Genomic DNA, 16,126 nt, shown 5'->3' with positions numbered 1-16,126 from the left:
CTCGCGGCACGAGCCGGTCCCGTGTGTCAGTTCGTGCCGTACTGCTGCTTCAGCGTCAGGTAGTCGCCGAGGCCGAGCCCGCGGTAGGCGGTGGAGCAGTCCGGGAGCCCGTCGGTCATCGTCTGCGACCCGTGCTCGGCGAACGGCACGTGCCCCAGGCCGAACGCGTGGCCGAACTCGTGCGTGACCGTGCCTTCGAGGTCCCAGCGCGACGAGCAGTCCGCGGGCGTCGTGGTGAAGAACAGGCCCTCGGTGTCGTCGATGAGGATGTCGGTCTCGACGCTGCGGCCGTTCTCCTTGCCCCCGAACCACCAGATGCAGGTCACCGCGAGCAGCCCCTTCTCCAGCCGCCCGAACGAGACGGTGTTCTGGTTGTCCCGCTCGCCGCAGCCACCCGCGGGGGTCACGCCCGCCTTGTGGTCGGTGCGTCCGGCGTACGACTCCTGGATGCCGAGATTCGCCGGCAGCCCGCAGTCGTTGCGTCCGGTGTCCACGGTGGTCGCCGCGCTGCGCAGCGAGTTCACGACGGTGGTGCGGTCGCCGAGGTACGCGGGGATCGTCTGCTCGTTGACCCGCCAGCGCAACTCGTTGCGCCAGTGCATGCCCAGCCACGTGCCGGTCGGATCCGCGCACCGGCCGCCACTGTCGGCCGCCCCGGCGAGCTCGGCGGTGGGTGGACCCGGAATCACCGGCAACCAGCCGCGCGCGACCGCGGCACGTGACACGTTCACCGACGCCGTTGGTGCGGTCAGTGAACCGGCCACGAGGACCAGCGCGAGCAGCTTTGCCAGACCAGTGTCGATCTTTGGCACAGAATCATTCTGGTCCGCGCGCCACCCCGAAGGGGTGACTTTCCGCAAACAGGGTGCCGACATGGCCCGCTGGATTCCCTTCTGCCGCCCATCGACACCTCCCCGGCAACCCCATGTCAGACGTTCATCCCACCCTCACCGCACCCGCATCGGACAGCGCCGCACGGTCACGTTCCGTCATGCTTGCATCACCGAAAGCCGCCCCCGAGGGAGTTGAAGATGACGAACCTGATCGCCAGGCTGCATGCCCGTCTCGTGCGCGACGACCGCGGCGCCGCCACCCTCGACGTCGGCCTCGTGGCCGTCCTGGTCGGCATGACCTCGGTGGCCGCCGTGACCCTGATCGGCGGCGACATCTCCACCTGGTGACCCTCCGTCCGCGGCTGCGCGCCGGCGTCAGACGGTGCGGGCGGGGACCGGGGCGTCGTGCAGGGGCAGGAGGCAGGTGACGATGGTGCCCTGGTCGAGGGCGGGGCCGGCCCAGATGTGGCCGCCGTGGCGTTCGACGATGGACTTCGTGATGGCCAGGCCCAGGCCGGTGCCCTGGCTCTGGAGCTCCTGCGAGCGGCTCGAGCGGAAGAACCGGTCGAAGATCTGGTCGAGCTCGGCCGGCGGGATGCCGATGCCGGTGTCGGCGACGGTGAGGCGGACCTGGGCGCCGTCGAGGTCGGCGGTGAGGCGGGCGCTGCCGCCGGGTGGGGTGAACTTCAGGGCGTTGTCGAGGAGGTTGATGAGGACGCGTTCGAGCTGGTCGCGGTCGCCGTGCACGACGATGGGGGGATCGGGCAGGTCGATGTCGAGGTGGACGTCGCGCTGGCCGCGGACGGACTGCAGGGCCTCCAGGGCGCCGGAGACGACGGCGCGGAGGTGGACGGGGCCGGCGTTGATCTTCACCTGGCCGGCCTCGATGCGCGACAGCATGAGGAGGTCCTCGATGAGGGCGAGCAGGCGGCGGGCGTTGCGTTCGACGGCGGCGAGGAGACGGGCCTGGGGGCGCTGCACGGGGCCGGCGTCGCCGTCGACGATGACCTCGACGTTGCCGAGGATGCTGGTGAGCGGGGTCCGCAGCTCGTGCGAGACGGTGGCGACCAGGTCGGCGCGGACCTTGTCGAGCTCGCGCAGGCGGGCGGCGGCGGCCCGTTCGCGGTCCAGGGCGTGGCGCATCGCCTCGACGGTGCGGCGCTCCCGGGTGATGTCGCGGGCGACGGAGAGGTAGCCGGTGACCTCGCCGGACTCGCCGCGGATGACGCTGACGGTGAGGGAGACGGGCAGCGTGGCGCCGTCGCGGCGCACGTAGGTCCACTCGCGGGGCTCGGAGTCGCCGGCCTGGGCGGGCTCGAAGAGGGTGGCCAGGCCGGGCACCTCGGCGGGCAGGTGGAAGCGGTCGAGGGTGACGGCGCCGACGACGTCGGCGGCGCGGTGGCCGAGGAGGCGTTCGGCGCCGGCGTTGAAGACGGTGACGGTGCCGCGCCGGTCGGTGCCGATGATGGCCTGCTCGGTGGCGGCGGCGAGGACGTCGGCGAAGAGGCGCTCGGTGTGCCGTTGCGTGGTGACGTCGAGGCCGGTGCCGATGACGTGGGTCAGGAGCTCGTTCTCGTCGGTGAGGGCGGTGTTGCTCCAGACGATGCGGTGGTGGCTGCCGTCGGCGGCGAGCCAGTCGTTCTCGAACGTGTTGGGGAACGCGTCGGCGGTGAGGTGGGCGAAGGCGTCGTCGCCGCGGCCGGTGTCGTCGGCGGACATGCCGGCGCTCCAGAAGGGGCGGCCGATGACCTCGTCGGCGGCGAAGCCGGTGACCTCCTCGCAGCGGCGGTTGAAGGCGGTGATCCGGCCGTCGGTGTCCAGCACCATGACGAGGAACCCGGCGCTGTCGAGGATCGCGCGGTTGAAGTCGCGTTCGCGGCTGACCTCGCGGGTCCGGGCGGCGAGCTCCGCGGCGGCGGCGCGGCTGCGGCGGACCCAGCTCTGCGCGGCCGACGCCATGAGGGCGCCGATCGCGAACACCAGCAGCCCGCGGCGCCACTCGTGCTCGAAGACGGCGGCGCTGCGCAGCATCGGCAGGGAGAAGACGACCGCCATCGCGACGACGCCGATCGCGGTGGCCGCGCGGCCGTGGTACAGCGCCAGCCAGAAGACGGGCAGCAGCGCGAGCGCGCCGTACCCGGCCGGGTCGTCGCCGGTCTCGGGGATGTTGAGCAGCGCGACGACGCCGAAGAAGCCCAGCGGCGGCGCGGCCTCGTAGATGGCCGGCAGGCGATGCCACGGCACGGTGACGGCCAGGCCGAGCAGCAGGGCGAGCACGACCACGGCGGACACGAGGGCCACGCGGTCGACCACGGGCCGGAAGAGGGCCGTGCCACAGGCGAGGATCGCCACGGTGAGGAACGGCGCGATGCGCCGCCAGCGGTCCGGGGCGCTCAGCGTCCGCAGGTCAGCGTCGCTGTAGAGCATGCCTTCAATTTTCGGCGGTGACGGCCCTAACGTCTGCCGATTGCGCCAGAACGAAGGCCGCGAGCAGCCAGAACGAAGTCCGCCAGCAGCGCCCGGAACGGAAGGCGGGCAGCGTCAGTACGGAAGGCGGGCAGCGGCGCCGGACGGAAGGCGGGCAGCGTCAGATACGGAAGCGGGCGACCAGGGCGTTCATGTCCTCGGCCATGCCGGCGAGCTGGCGGGCCGCCGCGAGCGACGTGTCCGCCTCCGTGGTGTTGCGCCCGGCGACGTCGGCGATGTCCGCGATGGTGGCGGCGATCTCGCCGGTACGGACGGCGACGTCGCTGACCGTCCGGCTGCTCTCCTGGGTCGAGGCCGTCTGCTCCTCGACGGCGCTGGCGATGGTGACCTGGAAGTCGTTGATGCGGGCGATGATCGAGCCGATCTCGCTGATCGCCTCGATGGCGTGCTCGGCGTCGGCCTGGATCTGCTCGACCCGCCGGCTGATGCCGTCGGTGGCGCGGGCGGTCTCCTGGGCGAGGTCCTTGACCTCCCCGGCGACGACCGCGAAGCCCCTGCCCGCGTCGCCGGCGCGGGCGGCCTCGATGGTGGCGTTGAGGGCGAGCAGGTTGGTCTGCTCGGCGATCGAGGTGATCACCTTGACGACGTTGCCGATCTCGACGGACGAGGTGCCGAGGCGCGACATCATCGCGTTGGTCTGGTCGGCCATGCTGACCGCGTCGCCGGCGACCCGCAGGGCGTCGTTGGCGTTGCGGGAGATCTCCGCGATGGAGCCGCCCATCTCCTCGCTCGCCGACGCCAGCGTGTCGACGTTCCGCGAGACCTCGCCGGCGGCGTGGTTGGCCGCGCCGGCCCGGTCGCTGGCGAGCGCGGCCGCCGACACGATCCGCTGGGACGCGCCGGACAGCTCGTCGGCGGACGTGGCGACGGTGCGCGCCGACGTGGACAGCGCCTGCACGGTGCCGCGGACGCTGTCGATGGCCCGGTTGAGGTCGCGGGCCATCAGTCCGACCTCGTCGGTGGAGCCGACCGCCGAGGTGCGCGAGAGGTCGCCCTCGGCCATGCCGTTGAGCACGGAGGACACGTCGCGCAGCGGCACGACGATGCCGCGCATGACGAGCCAGCTGATCGCGACGGTGAGCAGCAGGCCGATGGCGCCGGCGGTGGAGAGGACGAGGACGGCCCGGTCGCGCTCGTCGCCGACGGACTTCGACGCGGCCGAGGCGACCCGTTCGAGGGCGTCGCCGACGCCGGGCAGCTTCGCCTCCACCTCGGAGAAGGCGGTCTGGAACTTCGCGTACGACGCCGGGTTGCGGTCGCCGCCGGCCGCTGCGGTGACCGTCTGGCCGGCGAGGTCGATGTAGTTCGCGATCGCCGGGGCGACGGCCTGCGCGGCCGCGCGGACGGAGGCATCCATGCCCGGGGCGGTGAAGGTGGCGTGGACACCGCCGAGGATCTCGCTGTGGCTGGCGAGGTCGGCCCGCACCTCGGCCACCTCGGTGCCGGTGTCGCCGCCGCGGGAGACGGCCAGGAGCATGCGCAGCACGTCGCCGCGGATCGCGTCGTGGGCCATGTCGGCCTCGAGGGTCTCGCGGGTCAGCTTGCCCACGTGCTCGAGCTCCCGGGCCCGCTCCTCGCCGTCGGTCAGGGCACGCACCCCGACGAAGAGCAGCGCGCCGACGGTGACCAGGGCGACCGCGAGGACGGCGCCGAGTTTGACGGCGATCGGCCGGTTTCGGAGCCAGTTGCGCAGAGCGCCCATGACGTGCCCTTCTCGAGGCGTTATCCACCTGCCTATCGGCATCGGCGGAGACGTCCTGAGAAGTCGGGTTTGAACCCCGCTACTGCTGTTCGACGTCGGCGCGGAGCATGCGGCTCAGGGCCCGCACGGCGACGTCGCTGGGCGACGCGGCCTCGCGGTTGACCTTCTGGAGCTCGCGGTAGACCTCTTCGCGATGGACCTGGATGCTGCGCGGTGCCTTGATGCCCAGCCGCACGACGTCGCCGCGCACGTCGAGCACGGTGACGACGACGTCGTCACCGACCATCACGCTTTCCCCGGGACGTCGGGTCAGGACGAGCACAAGCCGCTCCTTCGCTGGGCGATACGCGAACAGTACCCGATATGCCGGTTGTCCGGGGTGAAAGACCCGATCAGGCGACGGCCACGAGCTTCTGCCGCACGGACAGGCCGCTGCGGGTCAGCACCAGCTGCACCGCGCGGCGACTCTGCTGGTCGAGCACTATGGGCGCCATCAGGTTGACGGTGGCGTCCTGGACGCCGTCGCCCGCGGTGACGACGAGCAGGACCAGCAGCCCGTCGGCGTCACTGACGCCGAGGGCGGCGAGGGAGTCGTCGTCGACCTCCGGCGCGTAGTCGGGGAAGAACTGCGCCGGCGGCACCACCAGGAACCGCAGCCCGGCGGAGTCGACGGAGGTCAGGGCATACAGCGCGCCCGTGTCCTCCAGGCGGACGAGCACGAACCGGCGGTCGTCCGGGAAGCCCGGCATCGGCGCAACGAAGTCGATCACCGGCAGCGTGGTGGTCTCTGGCTGTCCCACGGTCGCGACGCTCATGGATTCCTCACGTGTGTGCTGGCGGCGGGCCTACCGCAGGAAGTCGACCAGCGAAGGCTGGATCACCTTCGCGGTGGCGGCGAGAGCGGCCTGGTAGGCGGTCTGCTGCAGGGCGAGTTCGGTGATCGTCTTCGGCAGGTCGATGTCCTCGACATCGGACAGCTGCGCCTTGAGATCGAGCACCCGATTCTGGGCAGTTTGCTGCATTTCGGACACTTGATTGTATCTGGAGCCGACCCCGGAGAGGCCCGCCTGGATGCGTTTCTGCGCCGTGTCGACCTCGGCGAGGTCCGACTGCAGGCCCGAGGGATTGTTGCGCAGGTGGTCGGCGATCGAGCCGAGCAGCTTGAACACGTTGCCGTTGCCGGCCTCCGGGCCGAAGACGTCCTCGGCGCCGGTGTCGACGCGGACGGTGGCGTTACCGCTGATCGTACGGTTGATCTTACCGTCGTCGCCCTGGTAGTCGCCGTTCTTGTCGTAAGCGATCGTGCCGGGGGTGCTGCCGCCGAAGATCGGCCGGTCGAGGTACGTGGTGTTCGAGAGGTTGATCATCGAGTCGCGCAGGTTGTCGACCTCCAGCGCGATCGCCTCGCGCGCCTCCGGGCTGCCGCCCGAGCCGCTCGACAGACCGGAGAGCACCAGCTCGCGCGCCCGGTTCATCTGCGTCGAGGCACTCTTCAGGGCCGTGTCGGCCATGTCCAGCCATCCCATTCCGTCGTCGGCGTTGCGCGAGTACTGGTTGAGCGTCGCCACGTCGGCACGGTGCTGCATCGCGATCACCGCGCCGCCGGGCGAGTCCGACGCCTTGGTGATGAGCTTGCCGCTGGACAGCTGGTTCTGCAGTTGCTGGTTGCGCGCGAGGTTGACCTGAAGGTTCGCCAGCGTGTTGCTGGCCATGGATCGTTCCGTGACGCGGAAGCCGGGCATCCGTTCCCCCTACCGTTTCATGTTGATCAGCGAGTCGAGCGTGCTGTCGACCACCGAGATGACCTTCGCCGCCGCCTCGTACGCGCGCTGGAACTGCAGCATGTTGGTCATCTCCTCGTCGAGGCTGACGCCGGACCCCGCCTGTTCGGCGGCGGTCACGTCGTCGGAGATGACCTGCTGCGCGTCGGCGCGCCGGTTGACCGTCTGCGCCGCGATGCCGATGTCGACCACGTAGTTGCGGTACGTGACGTCGGCGCCCGTCTGGTCCTTCGCGAGGTCCGCCAGCGCGGTCGCGTTGTCGCCCTGGAACGGGTTGCTCGACGTGCTGGACGCGGCGACCTTCGTCGGGTCGGTGATCGCCACGCCGATGTCCCGGGCGTTCGTGCCGGAGAAGAAGTCACCGCCCTGCTGCGGCGTCGGGACCGTGGCGGGCGGCACGACGGTGATGTCCCAGCCCTGGGCGTGCTGGTCGTTCACGGTCTGGATGAGCAGGCCGGCGACCGTGTCGAGGCCCGTCACCGCGTTCGGGATGGTCGTGGTGAGCGACTCCAGCCGCGAGGCGATCCGGCCGGTGGAGATGGACACGGCCATGCCGTCGCTGAAGGTCACCGTCGACGGCGCGACGAGCCGGCCGTCGACGGCGGGCGAGCCGGACGCGACCAGCTCGCGTGCCGTGTCGCCCTGCACCAGCACTGCGCCGGCGAGCAGCACGTCCGTGGTGCCGTCCTCCTTGGGCCGGGCGGTCGCGCCGGTCAGCTCCGACAGCCGCAGCACCAGCTGGTCGCGCTTGTCGGTCAGCTCGTTCGTCGGCATGTCGGCGACCTTCGCCAGGGCGATCCGGGCGTTGAGGTCGGCGACCGAGGCGGTGGTCTGGTTGACCACGTCGACGTCGGCGGTGAGCTGCTCGCGCGTGGCGGAGTACAGCTGCTCCAGGTTGGCCCGGGTGGTGCGCATCGACCCGGCGACCGTGTTGGCGCGGGAGAGCAGCTGGGTGCGGGCGGAGGTGTCGCCGGGGCGGTTCGCCACGTCGGACCAGGCGGACCAGTAGTCCGACAGCTGCGCCTGCAGCCCGGTGTCGCTGGGCTCGCCGAGCGCCTGCTCCACGTTGGCGTAGACGGTCTTCTGCGCCTGGAGGTACTCGTTGAGCCCGCGCTCGGCGCGGGTGCGGTTGGTCATGAACTCGTCGTGCAGCCGGGTGACGCCGGTGATCCTGACGCCGTCGCCGACGCCGCTGCTGATCGAGTAGCGGGCCGGCTCGGTCACGTTCTCGACCGGCGTGAGCTCCACCCGCTGCCGCGAATAGCCCTCGGTGTTGACGTTGGCGATGTTCTGGCCGGTGATGTCCAGTGCCCGGCGCTGCGCGTAGAGCGCGGACAGCGCGGTGTTCAGGCCGGAGAAGGTGCTCATCTACATCGCCTCGTCAATCAGCCGGTTGCGGGGGGCCGAACCGACGGTCTGCCCCCGCCGCCCATAGGTCTCGACGGAGCCCGCGACCGCCAGCATCGTCTCGCGGGCGGCCCGTGCGCCGGTGGTGAGGATGTCGCGGTTGGCCTCGGCAAGCGCGCTGACCTCGGCGGTCAGCGTCAGGAACGCCATACGGTGCTGGTTGAGCAGGTCCGACCAGGGCGCCGGGGACGCCTCGGCGAGCTGGCTGAGGCTCGGGTTCGGGCCGAGCCCGAGGGAGGCGCCGATCGCCTCGACCTCGGCGGCCCGGACGACCTCCGTGCGCCGGATCTCATCCAGCACGACCTCGACCTCACGGGTGGCGTGCGCGAGCCAGCGGGTGCGCCCACCGGCCAGCACCAGCTGCTCCTCCTCGAGCTTGAACAGCAGCAGCTCCAGCATCTCGCGTTCCCGCCACAGGATGCTCGCGAGATCCGCCAGCCCCATGCCCGCTCCGCCCTTCACCGTGTCATCGATCGCTTCACCCATAGAGGTCGGCAGGTCGATGAGGGCCTTGAGTACAACCTCCCCGCAACTTTGCGTCACCGCGACCTGCACCCGTGGCTACCGAGGCTGGTTCTCGACCAACTCCTGCCACGAAGAGGTTGCCGTGACTGTCACCAGCGAAGCCCAGACCGAGACCCGGACCTCCCTGAACGCCGCGGAACTGGACGCCGCCGTGCGCAGCCACCTGCCCCTCGTCGGGCACCTGGTGCGCGAGATGCTCGGCCGGCTGCCCACGCACGTGTCCCGCGAGGACCTGATCTCGGCCGGGATGGCGGCGCTCGCGCACGCCGCGAAGGGCTTCGACCCCAGCCGGGGCATCCCCTTCGGCAGCTTCGCCACCACCCGTATCCGTGGCGCCCTCCTCGACGAGCTGCGCGGCCTCGACTGGGCCAGCCGCTCCGTGCGCACCCGCGCCCGCAAGGTGGAGCTCGCGCAGCAGGAGCTGACCGCCGCCCTGGGGCGCACGCCGACCCAGGCGGAGCTGGCCGAGTCGCTCGGCGTGGCGCCCGAGGAGCTGAAGGCGATCGGCGACGACGTGCAGCGCGCGGTCGTGCTGTCGCTGCAGGGCTTCACCGCCGGCACCGCCGAGGACCTCGTGCCGGAGCGGACCCCGGGCCCGGAGGACCTGATCCTGCACCGGGAGAAGATCGGCTACCTGCACCACGCCGTCAACGCGCTGCCGGAGCGGCTGCGGTACGTGGTCACCGCGTACTTCTTCCAGGAGCGGCCGATGACCGACATCGCCGCGGAGCTGGGCGTCACCGAATCGCGGATCAGCCAGCTGCGCTCCGAGGCGCTCGTGCTGCTGCGCGACGGGCTCAACAACCACCTGGACCCGCAGCTGCTGAACGCCCCGGAGCGGGGCAACGGCTGCGTCGCCCGCCGGCGGGAGGCGTACTACAGCCAGATCGCGCGACAGGGCGACCTGAGCGCCCGGCTGGCGCACACGACGGCGCTCGGCATGCCCACCTCCGGCCTGGGAGACGCCGCCTGAGGACAACAACCAGTTAGCAACCCAGCGCGACCTTTTGTGTACCCAAAGTGACAGAGGCTGGATCTTGCCGGGGTTCCCGGCCCACGAAGACCCACTCCTGCCACGAAGAGGTTGCCGTGACTGTCACCATCCAGGAACGCAGCGCCAGCAACACGACCGCCCGCGAGCGGGACGACCTCGTCCGCGCGCACCTGCCCCTCGTCGGGCACCTGGTGCGCGAGATGCTCGGCCGGCTGCCCGCCCACGTGTCCCGCGAGGACCTCGTGTCCGCCGGCATGGCCGCCCTCGCCCACGCCGCGAAGGGCTTCGACCCCTCCAGGGGGATCCCCTTCGGCAGCTTCGCCACCACCCGCATCCGCGGCGCCCTCCTCGACGAGCTGCGCGGCCTCGACTGGGCCAGCCGCTCCGTGCGCACCCGCGCCCGCAAGGTCGAGACGACCACCCAGGAGCTGACCGCCGCCCTCGGCCGGACGCCGACCCAGACGGAGCTCGCCGAGGCCCTCGGGGTCGCGCCGGAAGAGCTCAAGACGATCGACGACGACGTCCAGCGGGCCGTGGTGCTGTCGCTGCAGGGCTTCACCGCCGGCACCGCCGAGGACCTCGTCCCTGAGCGGACCCCGGGCCCCGAGGACCTGATCCTGCACCGCGAGCGGATCGGCTACCTGCACCACGCGATCGGCGCGCTGCCCGAGCGGCTGCGCGCGGTCGTCACGGCGTACTTCTTCGAGGAGCGCCCGATGAACGACATCGCCCGCGAGCTGGGCGTGACGGAGAGCCGGGTCAGCCAGCTGCGGGCGGAGGCGCTCATGCTGCTCCGCGACGGGCTCAACAACCATCTCGACCCGCACCTGCTGAACGCGCAGGAGCGTGCCGGCGGCTGCGTCGCCCGCCGCCGGGAGGCCTACTACAGCCAGATCGCCGGCCAGGGCGACCTGAGCGCCCGGCTGGCGCACACGACGGCCCTCGGCATCCCGTTCAACCTCTGACCGAAAGACCCGGTTCCGCAGCGGAACCGGGTCTTTCGCGGTTATAGTTGAGTTGCGGAATATTTCCTCGGCAGATTCCTCATGCCCCGGACGCTGACGCCGATGTCATCGGCGAGCGAGCCAAGGACGGCTCGCGCAGCACGGCCCGGATCAAGGAGGAATCACCATGGGTCTTCGTATCAACAACAACATCGCCGCGCAGAACGCCTACCGGAACCTGTCGACGACCGACAGCCAGATGAGCAAGTCGCTGGAGCGCCTGTCGTCCGGTTACCGGATCAACCGCGCCGCGGACGACGCGGCCGGCCTCTCCATCAGCGAGGGTCTCCGGTCCCAGATCGGCGGTCTGAAGGTCGCGGTCCGCAACGCGCAGGACGGCATCTCGGTCGTGCAGACCGCTGAAGGCGCGCTCACCGAGACGCACTCGATCCTGCAGCGCATGCGTGACCTCTCCGTTCAGGCGTCGTCCACGGGTTCGCAGGACACCGACGCCCGTACCGCGGCGCAGACCGAGTTCACGCAGCTGAACGCCGAGCTCGACCGCATCTCCACCACCACGTCCTTCGGTGGCCAGAAGCTGCTCGACCCGTCGGGCGCCTACACGGGCACCTTCCAGGTCGGCGCCAACACGTCGACGGCGGACTCCATCGCCGTGAACCTCGGCACCGCCGCCTTCGGCAGCGTCACCGGCGTCACCGGCTTCGACTCGACCGGCCTCGGCACCGCCAGCCTCGACCTGGTGACCGGCGCCTCGGCCGCCATCACCGCGATCGACACCGCGATCAAGGGCATCTCGACCGCCCGGGCCACGCTCGGTGCGTACCAGAACCGGTTCGAGCACACCATCAACAACCTCAACACCACCGTGGAGAACCTGTCCGCGTCCGAGTCCCGCATCCGCGACACGGACATGGCCCAGGAGATGGTGTCCTTCACCCGCTCGCAGATCCTGACCCAGGCCGGCACCAGCATGCTGGCCCAGGCGAACCAGGCGCCGCAGAACGTCCTGTCCCTGCTGCGTTAACAGATCCCCCCAACCACACGAGCAACACACACACGCACCATCCTCCTCAGTCGATGACACACGGCGGCGCCCCCACCCACGGGGGCGCCGCCGCTGTTTTTCCCGGGAAATTGCTGCCCAGAACCCTTATGCGGCACGACCGGGTGCCGATGTTGAGAACGACCGGGCCACGGATGGCCCGGCCAGTGACCCGATTCAAGGAGGAACTTCATGGGTCTTCGCATCAACAACAACATCGCTGCTCAGAACGCCTACCGTAACCTGTCGGTCACGGACGGCCAGATGAGCAAGTCGCTGGAGAGGCTGTCGTCGGGTTACCGGATCAACCGTGCCGCCGACGACGCGGCAGGTCTCTCGATCAGCGAGGGTCTTCGGTCCCAGATCGGCGGCCTGAAGGTCGCGGTGCGCAACGCGCAGGACGGCATCTCGGTCGTGCAGACCGCTGAAGGTGCTCTCACCGAGACGCACTCGATCCTGCAGCGTATGCGTGACCTCTCCGTTCAGGCGTCGTCCACGGGTTCGCAGGACACCGATGCGCGCACGGCCGCGCAGACCGAGTTCACTCAGCTGAACGCTGAGCTGGACCGGATCGCGACCACCACGTCGTTCGGCGGGCAGAAGCTGCTCGACCCGACGGCAAGCTACACGGGTACTTTCCAGGTCGGCGCCAACACGGCGTCCGCCGATCAGATCGCGGTCAACCTCGGCACCGCCGCCTTCGGTGGGGTCGCCGTGACCGGCTTCGACTCGACCGGCCTCGGGGTCGACTCGCTCGACCTCGTGACGGGAGCGTCGGCGGCCATCACCGCGATCGACACGGCGATCAAGGGTATTTCGACCGCTCGGGCCACGCTCGGTGCATACCAGAACCGGTTCGAGCACACCATCAACAACCTGAACACAGCCGTGGAGAACCTGTCCGCCTCGGAGTCGCGCATCCGGGACACGGACATGGCCTCCGAGATGGTGTCGTTCACCCGCTCGCAGATCCTGACCCAGGCCGGCACGAGCATGCTGGCCCAGGCCAACCAGGCGCCGCAGAACGTCCTCTCCCTGCTGCGCTAGAGGAGCTGGAGTCGATGGCCTGACGAGGGCATGACAGGGCACGGCACCCACCCAGGGCGCCGTGCCCTGCCAGTCTCCAGCCGCCCCACCGCGAGCGGCGGGTCCCGCGCGGGGGGTTCCCACCCCGCGGCCCCCCATGCGCCGCTGCGCGGCGCACTCAAGCCTTTCTTCTCAACTCCTCCCGGGCTCGGCCGATCTGCCCCGTGAACAGGCCACGGAGGGCCGGACCGAGCTCAAGGAGGAACTGTCATGGGTCTCAGGATCAACAACAACATCGCCGCGCAGAACTCCTACCGGAACCTGTCGGTGACCGACAACCAGATGAGCAAGTCGCTGGAGAAGCTGTCGTCCGGCTTCCGGATCAACCGGGCCGCCGACGACGCGGCCGGCCTCTCCATCAGCGAAGGCCTGCGCTCGCAGATCGGCGGCCTGAAGGTCGCGGTCCGCAACGCGCAGGACGGTATCTCGGTCGTGCAGACCGCTGAAGGCGCGCTCACCGAGACGCACTCCATCCTGCAGCGCATGCGCGACCTGTCCGTGCAGGCTTCCTCGACCGGTTCGCAGGACTCCGACGCGCGGACCGCCGCGCAGACCGAGTTCACGCAGCTGAACGAGGAGCTGAACCGGATCGCGACCACCACGGCCTTCGGCGGGCAGAAGTTGCTCGACCCGTCGAGCAGCTACGTGGGCACCTTCCAGGTGGGCGCCAACACCGCGTCCGCGGACCAGATCGCGGTCAGTCTCGGCACCGCCGCCTTCGGCGGGGTCGCGGTGACCGGCTTCGACTCGACCGGCCTGGGGACCGACGCGCTGGACCTGGTGACCAACGCCTCCGCGGCGATCACCGCGATCGACACGGCCATCAAGGGCGTGTCGACCGCCCGGGCGACGCTCGGTGCGTACCAGAACCGGTTCGAGCACACCATCAACAACCTGAACGTCGCCGTGGAGAACCTGTCCGCGTCCGAGTCCCGGATCCGTGACACGGACATGGCCCAGGAGATGGTCTCGTTCACGAGATCGCAGATCCTGACGCAGGCCGGCACCAGCATGCTGGCCCAGGCCAACCAGGCGCCGCAGAACGTGCTGTCGCTGTTGCGCTGACAGCGCTCGTAAGGCGGGGAGGGGACCGAGGTTTCCTCCCCGCACGCGTGTTTCGCAGTTCTTCTGCAGTTCTTCTAGGGGGTTCCACCATGGGTAGCGTCGACGGCCTGATCTCGGGCATGAGCACCTCGTCGGTCATCAGCGGGCTGATGCAGGTCGAGGCCGCCCCACAGACCGCCCTCAAGGCCAAGGTGGCCACGCAGCAGAAGGTCGTCACCGCGTACCAGGGCATCAACACCAAGATGAAGGCCCTGCTCACCGCGTCCAAGGCGCTGGTGGACCCCACCGCCTGGAAGGGCGGCGTCGCCACGTCGAGCTCGGACGCCGCCACCGCGACCACGACGTCGACCGGCGCGCAGAGCGGTGCGCTGTCCTTCCGCGTGAACAAGCTGGCCGCCGCCCACGCCGTCGTCTTCAACGGCACGGTCGGCGCGACCACCGACACGATCATGAGCGGCTCGTCGTTCCAGATCGACGTCAACGGCACGCCGAAGACGGTCAACGTCACCGACACGTCGCTCAAGGGTGTCGTCGACGCCATCAACAAGACCGCCGACCTCGGCGTGAAGGCCACCGCGTTCCAGGTCTCCCCCGGCCAGTACACGATGCAGCTCACGTCGACCACGACCGGCTCCGCCTCGACCTTCGACTTCACCAGCGGCGGCAACCCCTTCACCCTCGGCGCCGAGCAGATCGTCTCCACGGGCGCGGACGCCGAGCTGCTCGTCGGCGACCCGGCCACCCCGCTGAAGGTGACGTCGTCGACGAACACGTTCAAGGACCTGATGGACGGCCTGACCGTCACCGCCACGAAGGTGCAGCAGCCGACCGACCCGCCGGTGACCGTCACCGTCTCCCGCGACAACGAGGGCATCGCCGGCAAGGTCCAGGCCATGATCGACGCGGCGAACCAGGCGCTGTCGGAGATCTCCAGCCAGACCAAGAACAAGAGCGGCTCGGTCCCCGGCGGCCCGCTCGCCGGCAACAGCATCATGTCGCAGGTCGCCAGCAACGTGCTCAACACCGTCTCCGGCGGCACCGCCAGCAACGGCAGCTACAAGGACGTCGGCATCGAGCTGACCCGCGACGGCCAGCTCACGTTCGACAAGGCGAAGTTCATCGCGGCGCTCGACGCCGACCCGGAGAAGACGCAGGCGCTCTTCATCGACACCGCCCAGACGGACGTCACCCTGAAGACGGGCCTCGCCGACAAGCTGTCCGGCGTGGCGGACACGGCCACCCAGACCAACACCGGCACGCTGTCCCGGCTGATCACCAGTGGCAACGACGCGATCACGGACCTCAACCACCGCGTCGACGACTGGGACGTCCGGCTGCAGGCGCGGCAGGCGACGCTGCAGAAGCAGTTCGGCGCCATGGAGACCGCGCTCGGCAAGCTGAAGAACCAGGGCAGCTGGCTGTCCGGCCAGCTCGCCTCGCTCGGTTAGGCCCTGCTCCCCCTCAGGCCACTGGAGATCGAATGACCACACAAGCCCTGCGCAACCGCTACGTCAGCGACAGCGTCGCGACGGCGCCCCCGTCCCGGCTGCTCGTCATGCTGTACGACCGGCTGGTGCTCGACCTGATGATCGCCGGCCAGTCGCTGGAGACGGGCGACAAGCCGACGGCGTCGGCGCGGATCCAGCACGCCCAGGAGATCATCATGGAGCTGCGGGCGACGCTGGACCCCACCGCGTGGAGCGGAGGGCCGGGCCTCTCCTCGCTGTACAGCTACCTGATCACCGAGCTGGTCCAGGCCAACGTCACCGGTGACCGGGGCAGGGTCGAGGCCGTGCAGAGCTTCGCCGAGCAGTTGCGCGACGCATGGCGGGAGGCGGCCGCGCAGGTGATCGGGTCCGGGCCGTGACCACGCCCCAGGGCGAGGCCAGCGGCGAGTGGGACGAGGCGTGGGTCGCGGCGCTCGACGCGATGGAGCTCGAGGCCGACGAGGTCGAGCAGATGCTGCGGCACCGCGACGTGCTGGAGGCCGCACCGGTGACGGCGGTGACGTTCAGCCCGCCGGAAGGGCTCGGCCCGCTGCCGATCGCGCTCGCGGACCGGGCGCGGCGGCTCGTACAACGGCAGCTCGACCTCTCCAGGGAGCTGACGATCGCGATCGCCGGCAACCGCCAGCAGGCGCGGCTGGTCAACCGGCTGCACCGCGAGGCGGCCGAGACCGTGCCCGTCTACGTGGACAACCGCACCTGAAGGATCCGGGGCAGAAAGCGCCCGCAACCGA

General features: G+C 70.2%; 17 protein-coding genes. 9 read left to right on the top strand and 8 right to left on the bottom strand.

Annotation, left to right across the window (positions count from 1 at the left end; genetic code table 11):
- Nucleotides 1-26: 26 nt before the first annotated feature.
- Nucleotides 27-812 carry a hypothetical protein gene (locus ACQEVZ_RS33745; RefSeq protein ID WP_344512057.1) on the bottom strand — a complete coding sequence of 262 codons (786 nt, stop codon included), beginning with the start codon at nucleotides 810-812 and terminating at the stop codon, nucleotides 27-29.
- 219 nt (nucleotides 813-1,031) lie between these two features.
- On the opposite strand from ACQEVZ_RS33745, the gene ACQEVZ_RS33740 reads away from it, so the two are divergent.
- Nucleotides 1,032-1,181: a hypothetical protein gene (locus ACQEVZ_RS33740; RefSeq protein WP_344512059.1), complete on the top strand. Its 150-nt coding sequence runs from the start codon at nucleotides 1,032-1,034 to the stop codon at nucleotides 1,179-1,181.
- A 27-nt stretch (nucleotides 1,182-1,208) separates the two neighbouring features.
- On the opposite strand, the gene ACQEVZ_RS33735 is transcribed toward ACQEVZ_RS33740, so the two are convergent.
- The 7 genes from ACQEVZ_RS33735 to flgN all read right to left on the bottom strand — a co-directional run bounded on the left by ACQEVZ_RS33735 (nucleotide 1,209) and on the right by flgN (nucleotide 8,765).
- A complete protein-coding gene (locus tag ACQEVZ_RS33735; RefSeq protein ID WP_433373983.1) occupies nucleotides 1,209-3,260 on the bottom strand; it encodes a PAS domain-containing sensor histidine kinase in 2,052 nt (683 codons plus the stop codon).
- Between the two features lie 160 nt (nucleotides 3,261-3,420).
- Entirely contained in the window at nucleotides 3,421-5,022 is a 1,602-nt protein-coding gene (locus ACQEVZ_RS33730) for a methyl-accepting chemotaxis protein (RefSeq protein ID WP_433373980.1), read from the bottom strand.
- Between the two features lie 79 nt (nucleotides 5,023-5,101).
- Nucleotides 5,102-5,344, bottom strand: coding sequence for a carbon storage regulator CsrA (gene csrA, locus ACQEVZ_RS33725; RefSeq protein WP_203847552.1), 243 nt, complete (start codon nucleotides 5,342-5,344; stop codon nucleotides 5,102-5,104).
- 70 nt (nucleotides 5,345-5,414) lie between these two features.
- Complete coding sequence (fliW, locus tag ACQEVZ_RS33720; RefSeq protein WP_344512068.1) at nucleotides 5,415-5,822, bottom strand: flagellar assembly protein FliW; 408 nt, start codon at nucleotides 5,820-5,822, stop codon at nucleotides 5,415-5,417.
- Between the two features lie 45 nt (nucleotides 5,823-5,867).
- The gene (gene flgL / locus ACQEVZ_RS33715; RefSeq protein ID WP_433373975.1) at nucleotides 5,868-6,764 is read right to left on the bottom strand and encodes a flagellar hook-associated protein FlgL; all 897 of its coding nucleotides are present in this window, start codon (nucleotides 6,762-6,764) and stop codon (nucleotides 5,868-5,870) included.
- Between the two features lie 9 nt (nucleotides 6,765-6,773).
- Complete coding sequence (gene flgK / locus ACQEVZ_RS33710; RefSeq protein WP_433373972.1) at nucleotides 6,774-8,171, bottom strand: flagellar hook-associated protein FlgK; 1,398 nt, start codon at nucleotides 8,169-8,171, stop codon at nucleotides 6,774-6,776.
- Nucleotides 8,172-8,765, bottom strand: a complete 594-nt coding sequence (gene flgN, locus ACQEVZ_RS33705; RefSeq protein WP_433373969.1) for a flagellar export chaperone FlgN — start codon at nucleotides 8,763-8,765, stop codon at nucleotides 8,172-8,174. It lies immediately after the preceding gene.
- Nucleotides 8,766-8,817: 52 nt separating this feature from the next.
- Here flgN and ACQEVZ_RS33700 point away from each other — a divergent pair, with 52 nt between their 5' ends.
- The 8 genes from ACQEVZ_RS33700 (at nucleotide 8,818) to ACQEVZ_RS33665 (ending at nucleotide 16,095) form a co-directional block, all read left to right on the top strand.
- Entirely contained in the window at nucleotides 8,818-9,708 is an 891-nt protein-coding gene (locus ACQEVZ_RS33700; protein ID WP_344512076.1) for a sigma-70 family RNA polymerase sigma factor, read from the top strand.
- A 116-nt stretch (nucleotides 9,709-9,824) separates the two neighbouring features.
- Nucleotides 9,825-10,694 carry a sigma-70 family RNA polymerase sigma factor gene (locus ACQEVZ_RS33695; RefSeq protein ID WP_433373966.1) on the top strand — a complete coding sequence of 290 codons (870 nt, stop codon included), beginning with the start codon at nucleotides 9,825-9,827 and terminating at the stop codon, nucleotides 10,692-10,694.
- Between the two features lie 166 nt (nucleotides 10,695-10,860).
- A complete protein-coding gene (locus ACQEVZ_RS33690) occupies nucleotides 10,861-11,718 on the top strand; it encodes a flagellin (protein ID WP_433373963.1) in 858 nt (285 codons plus the stop codon).
- A gap of 210 nt (nucleotides 11,719-11,928) precedes the next feature.
- Nucleotides 11,929-12,783 (top strand): flagellin, encoded by an 855-nt coding sequence (locus ACQEVZ_RS33685; protein ID WP_344515690.1) that lies wholly within the window; start codon nucleotides 11,929-11,931, stop codon nucleotides 12,781-12,783.
- Nucleotides 12,784-13,032: 249 nt separating this feature from the next.
- On the top strand, nucleotides 13,033-13,887 hold the full coding sequence (locus ACQEVZ_RS33680; protein ID WP_433373958.1) for a flagellin: 855 nt from the start codon (nucleotides 13,033-13,035) through the stop codon (nucleotides 13,885-13,887).
- A gap of 89 nt (nucleotides 13,888-13,976) precedes the next feature.
- On the top strand, nucleotides 13,977-15,335 hold the full coding sequence (gene fliD, locus ACQEVZ_RS33675) for a flagellar filament capping protein FliD (protein WP_360571433.1): 1,359 nt from the start codon (nucleotides 13,977-13,979) through the stop codon (nucleotides 15,333-15,335).
- A 32-nt stretch (nucleotides 15,336-15,367) separates the two neighbouring features.
- Nucleotides 15,368-15,754, top strand: a complete 387-nt coding sequence (fliS, locus tag ACQEVZ_RS33670) for a flagellar export chaperone FliS (RefSeq protein WP_433373953.1) — start codon at nucleotides 15,368-15,370, stop codon at nucleotides 15,752-15,754.
- Nucleotides 15,751-16,095 carry a hypothetical protein gene (locus tag ACQEVZ_RS33665; RefSeq protein WP_433373950.1) on the top strand — a complete coding sequence of 115 codons (345 nt, stop codon included), beginning with the start codon at nucleotides 15,751-15,753 and terminating at the stop codon, nucleotides 16,093-16,095. The genes fliS and ACQEVZ_RS33665 overlap by 4 nt, the downstream gene beginning before the upstream one ends.
- Nucleotides 16,096-16,126: the final 31 nt, after the last annotated feature.

The sequence above is a fragment of the Dactylosporangium sp. CA-152071 genome (assembly GCF_050936335.1).
Classification (GTDB): Bacteria; Actinomycetota; Actinomycetes; order Mycobacteriales; family Micromonosporaceae; genus Dactylosporangium; species Dactylosporangium maewongense.
This window is presented reverse-complemented; position numbering and strand designations above follow the sequence as displayed.

Bases quoted from the DNA above. Each gene is read 5' to 3' on its own strand.
- ACQEVZ_RS33740 (WP_344512059.1), top strand. From the start codon at position 1,032: ATGACGAACCTGATCGCCAGGCTGCATGCCCGTCTCGTGCGCGACGAC.
- ACQEVZ_RS33735 (WP_433373983.1), bottom strand. From the start codon at position 3,260: ATGCTCTACAGCGACGCTGACCTGCGGACGCTGAGCGCCCCGGACCGC.
- ACQEVZ_RS33730 (WP_433373980.1), bottom strand. From the start codon at position 5,022: ATGGGCGCTCTGCGCAACTGGCTCCGAAACCGGCCGATCGCCGTCAAA.
- flgL (WP_433373975.1), bottom strand. From the start codon at position 6,764: ATGCCCGGCTTCCGCGTCACGGAACGATCCATGGCCAGCAACACGCTG.
- flgK (WP_433373972.1), bottom strand. From the start codon at position 8,171: ATGAGCACCTTCTCCGGCCTGAACACCGCGCTGTCCGCGCTCTACGCG.
- ACQEVZ_RS33690 (WP_433373963.1), top strand. From the start codon at position 10,861: ATGGGTCTTCGTATCAACAACAACATCGCCGCGCAGAACGCCTACCGG.
- ACQEVZ_RS33685 (WP_344515690.1), top strand. From the start codon at position 11,929: ATGGGTCTTCGCATCAACAACAACATCGCTGCTCAGAACGCCTACCGT.
- ACQEVZ_RS33680 (WP_433373958.1), top strand. From the start codon at position 13,033: ATGGGTCTCAGGATCAACAACAACATCGCCGCGCAGAACTCCTACCGG.
- fliD (WP_360571433.1), top strand. From the start codon at position 13,977: ATGGGTAGCGTCGACGGCCTGATCTCGGGCATGAGCACCTCGTCGGTC.
- fliS (WP_433373953.1), top strand. From the start codon at position 15,368: ATGACCACACAAGCCCTGCGCAACCGCTACGTCAGCGACAGCGTCGCG.